Genomic DNA, 3,115 nt, shown 5'->3' with positions numbered 1-3,115 from the left:
CGGCCTGTGCGGCGGCGCGCGAGACGGTCGAGGCGGCGCGGGAGCGGCTGCGGGCGGCCTGCTCGCGGGGGTGGCCGCCGCCGCGCCCAGCCCCCCGCGAATAAAGATCGGGTCCGGTCCGAACCCCGTGCCGTGCGGAGGCGTCACAAAGATCACCGGAGGCGGCGCGGGGTGCGCGCGGACGCGTCGGGGGCGCCCCGCCCGCTTCTGGACAGCCGACAGAAGGACCTGGATACTCACAGCCATGGACGGTCAGCCCTCGTACCCGGTGCGGGCGTCCGACACGGACCGCGACCACGTCCTGCGCGCGCTCGGCGAGCGGATGGCCGAGGGACGGATGTCCCAGGACACCTTCGAGCGCCGCGTCGACCTGGTCCTGCGGGCGCGCAGCCGCGCCGAACTCGACGACGCCGTGCGCGACCTGCCGCCCACCAGCCGCGTCGTCGGCCGCATCACCGGCCTGGTCTCCACCGTCTCCCACATGACCGCGCGGATCGAGGCCGCCTGGCGCGCCCCCCGGCTGCCGCGCTTCCTGCTGCCCGGCCCCGGCCTCACCCGCATCGTCATCGGCCGCGCGCCCGGCTGCCAGTTCGTGCTGACCGACCTGACGGTCTCCCGCTTCCACGCCGAGCTGTACCGCGCCGGCGACACCTGGATGGTGTCCGACCTCGGCTCGATGAACGGCACCCGCGTCAACGGCTGGCGGCTCACCGGGCCCGCCCGCGTCCGCCCCGGGGACGAGCTCGGCTTCGGCAACCTCACCTTCATCGTCGCCGCCTCCTGACCGTCCGTTGGGACGGCAGGCCGCCCCGGACCGCGTCGGGCGCCCCGCCCTCACCCCTTCGGCGCCCGCCCAGCGCGGGCGGTGGCGACGGGTTCGAAGGTTGTCACCTCCGCGCCCCCGCAGCTCACGGCTCCCTTCCATCGCTGTACCAACCCATGGTGACTACCATTAGTGTTGCTGCGGTTACTTTGTGAGATTGCCGGGGTATCTGTCGGGAGAGCGGTCCCAAGGGGGGACCGAGTGCAGAACGGGAGCTTTCTGTCATGCTCAAGGCCACGATCCTGACCGCCGGTGCGGCTGCCGCCATGTTCGGCGGTCTGCTGTCCGCCCCGGCCCAGGCGGCTCCTCTCAGCAGCCACGGCGCCCCGAGCAGAGGCTGCGAGAACAAGGAGGCCGAAGGCCTCCTCGGCCTCAGCCTCCTCTCGCCGCAGTTCAACGACTGCGACGAGTACGTCAACTACTACGGGGGCGACGACTACTACTTCTACCCCCGTCACCGCCACCACGGCCACCACGGCCACTGGGGCGGCGACGGCTACTGGGGCGGCGACTGGGACTAGCGCGAGTCCCTCGCCGGCCTGATGGCCCACACCAGGCCACGGCAGGCGACACGAACGCCGGTCGGCTGACCGATGCGGCGCTCCAGGCCCAACGGCTCGTCCGTTGGGCCTGTCGCATGTCCGGACTCGGGCACCGCGCGCCCTCGCGCCGGGTCAGACGGCGCCGCACCGGCCCGTGCCGGGCCACACCGCACCGGGTCAGACGGCGCCGCCTCAGAGCGTGCCGGGTCAGAGCGTCCCGGGTCAGACGGCGCCGGCGCGGTAGATGACGAACGACACCGCGATGTACTGCAGGACGTACGCGGCGACGGTGAGCGCGTGGAACACCTCGTGGAACCCGAACCAGCGGGGCGACGGGTCCGGCCGGCGCAGCCCGTAGACCAGGCCGCCCACGCTGTACAGGACACCGCCCAGCGCCACCAGCACGGCGACACCCACCCCGGTGCCCTTGATGAACTGGGGCACGAAGAACGCCGCGACCCAGCCCAGGCCGATGTACAGCGCGGTGTACAGCCAGCGCGGCGCACGCACCCACAGCACCCGGAACAGCACACCCGCGACCGCGCCCGTCCACACCACCGACAGCACCAGCACGCGGACCGCGCCGTCCAGGATCAGATACGCGAACGGCGTGTAGGTGCCGGCGATGATGAGGTAGATGTTGGCGTGGTCGAAGCGTCGTAGGACGTCCTGCACGCGGGCGGACCACCGGCCCCGGTGGTAGGCGGCGGACACCCCGAACAGCAGCGTCGAGGTCAGCGTGTAGACCGCCGCGCACACCCGGGCCGGCAGCGTGGGACCGAGCGCCACCAGCGCCATCCCGGCCAGCAGGGCCAGCGGGAACGTTCCCGCGTGCAGCCACCCGCGCAGTTTCGGCTTGACCGCTTCGGCGATCTCGGCCGCACGTCGCATCGCACCCCTCCCATCGGCGTCCGGGCCGCGCCGCACGGGTTTCCGGCGGGCCCGGGATTGTGGTTACGGAACCGTAGGTTTCTAACCTACGGCACCGTAGGTTTCTAGGCGGGACCTCCCAGAGTGAATCGTGGCACATCGGGGTGAATCCCGCGGGAAGAGCACGGTGAGCCTTGGCGGAGTCATGACGCCCGCTCCCGGGGCGGCATCTTCGGCCGCGAGCCTTGACGTTGTAAGGTTCGGTCCGGTGCGGGCGGAACGCCCGTGGACGAGGAGGAAGGGACGCCATGCGCATCGGCTTCGCCGTACCGGTCTCGGGTGCCTGGGCCACCCCCGCCCACCAAGCGGAGGTCGCCCGGCGCGCCGAGGAACTCGGCTACCACTCCCTCTGGACGCTGCAGCGGCTGCTTAACCCCGCCGACTCCCCCGACCGGACGTACCGCGACGTCCCCGACCCGCTGGTGACCCTCGCCTACCTCGCCGGCCTGACCCGGCGGATCCGGCTCGGCGTCGCGGTCGTCAACATGCCGTTCGTCGCTCCCCCGCTGCTGGCCAAGCAGGCCACCACCCTCGACCACGTCAGCGGCGGACGCCTCGACCTCGGCCTCGGCTCCGGCTGGATGCCCGCCGAGTTCGCCGCCGTCGGAACCCCGATGGCCCGGCGCGGCGCGCGGGCCGAGGAGTTCCTCGCCGTCCTGCGCACCCTCTGGACGGACGAGGTCAGCGAGTTCCACGGCGAGTTCTACGACGTCCCGCCCGTCGTCATGGAGCCCAAGCCGCTGCAGCGGCCCGGGCCGCCGGTGCTGCTCGGCGGCACCGCCGACGCCGCGCTGCGCCGCGCGGGACGGCTCGCCGCGGG

General features: G+C 72.7%; 4 protein-coding genes. 3 read left to right on the top strand and 1 reads right to left on the bottom strand.

Annotation, left to right across the window (positions count from 1 at the left end):
- The first annotated feature begins 244 nt into the window (after positions 1-244).
- Complete coding sequence (locus tag DZF91_RS26100) at positions 245-784, top strand: DUF1707 and FHA domain-containing protein (protein ID WP_117359839.1); 540 nt, start codon at positions 245-247, stop codon at positions 782-784.
- Positions 785-1,047: 263 nt separating this feature from the next.
- Positions 1,048-1,344, top strand: coding sequence for a hypothetical protein (locus tag DZF91_RS26095; protein WP_117359838.1), 297 nt, complete (start codon positions 1,048-1,050; stop codon positions 1,342-1,344).
- A gap of 243 nt (positions 1,345-1,587) precedes the next feature.
- On the opposite strand, the gene trhA is transcribed toward DZF91_RS26095, so the two are convergent.
- Positions 1,588-2,256 (bottom strand): PAQR family membrane homeostasis protein TrhA, encoded by a 669-nt coding sequence (trhA, locus tag DZF91_RS26090; RefSeq protein ID WP_117359837.1) that lies wholly within the window; start codon positions 2,254-2,256, stop codon positions 1,588-1,590.
- A 287-nt stretch (positions 2,257-2,543) separates the two neighbouring features.
- Between trhA and DZF91_RS26085 the strand changes: the two genes are divergently transcribed.
- The coding region (locus DZF91_RS26085) for a TIGR03619 family F420-dependent LLM class oxidoreductase (RefSeq protein ID WP_117359836.1) at positions 2,544-3,115 on the top strand (572 nt) is incomplete at its 3' end.

Source organism: Actinomadura logoneensis (assembly GCF_003428695.1).
GTDB classification, from domain to species: domain Bacteria; phylum Actinomycetota; class Actinomycetes; order Streptosporangiales; family Streptosporangiaceae; genus Spirillospora; species Spirillospora logoneensis.
The sequence above is the reverse complement of the archived record's forward strand: the minus strand, read 5'-3'. Positions and strand labels throughout refer to the sequence as shown.

What these genes read in the sequence shown, in the direction of transcription:
- DZF91_RS26100 (WP_117359839.1), top strand. Translation starts at nt 245, where the DNA reads ATGGACGGTCAGCCCTCGTACCCGGTGCGGGCGTCCGACACGGACCGC.
- DZF91_RS26095 (WP_117359838.1), top strand. Translation starts at nt 1,048, where the DNA reads ATGCTCAAGGCCACGATCCTGACCGCCGGTGCGGCTGCCGCCATGTTC.
- trhA (WP_117359837.1), bottom strand. Translation starts at nt 2,256, where the DNA reads ATGCGACGTGCGGCCGAGATCGCCGAAGCGGTCAAGCCGAAACTGCGC.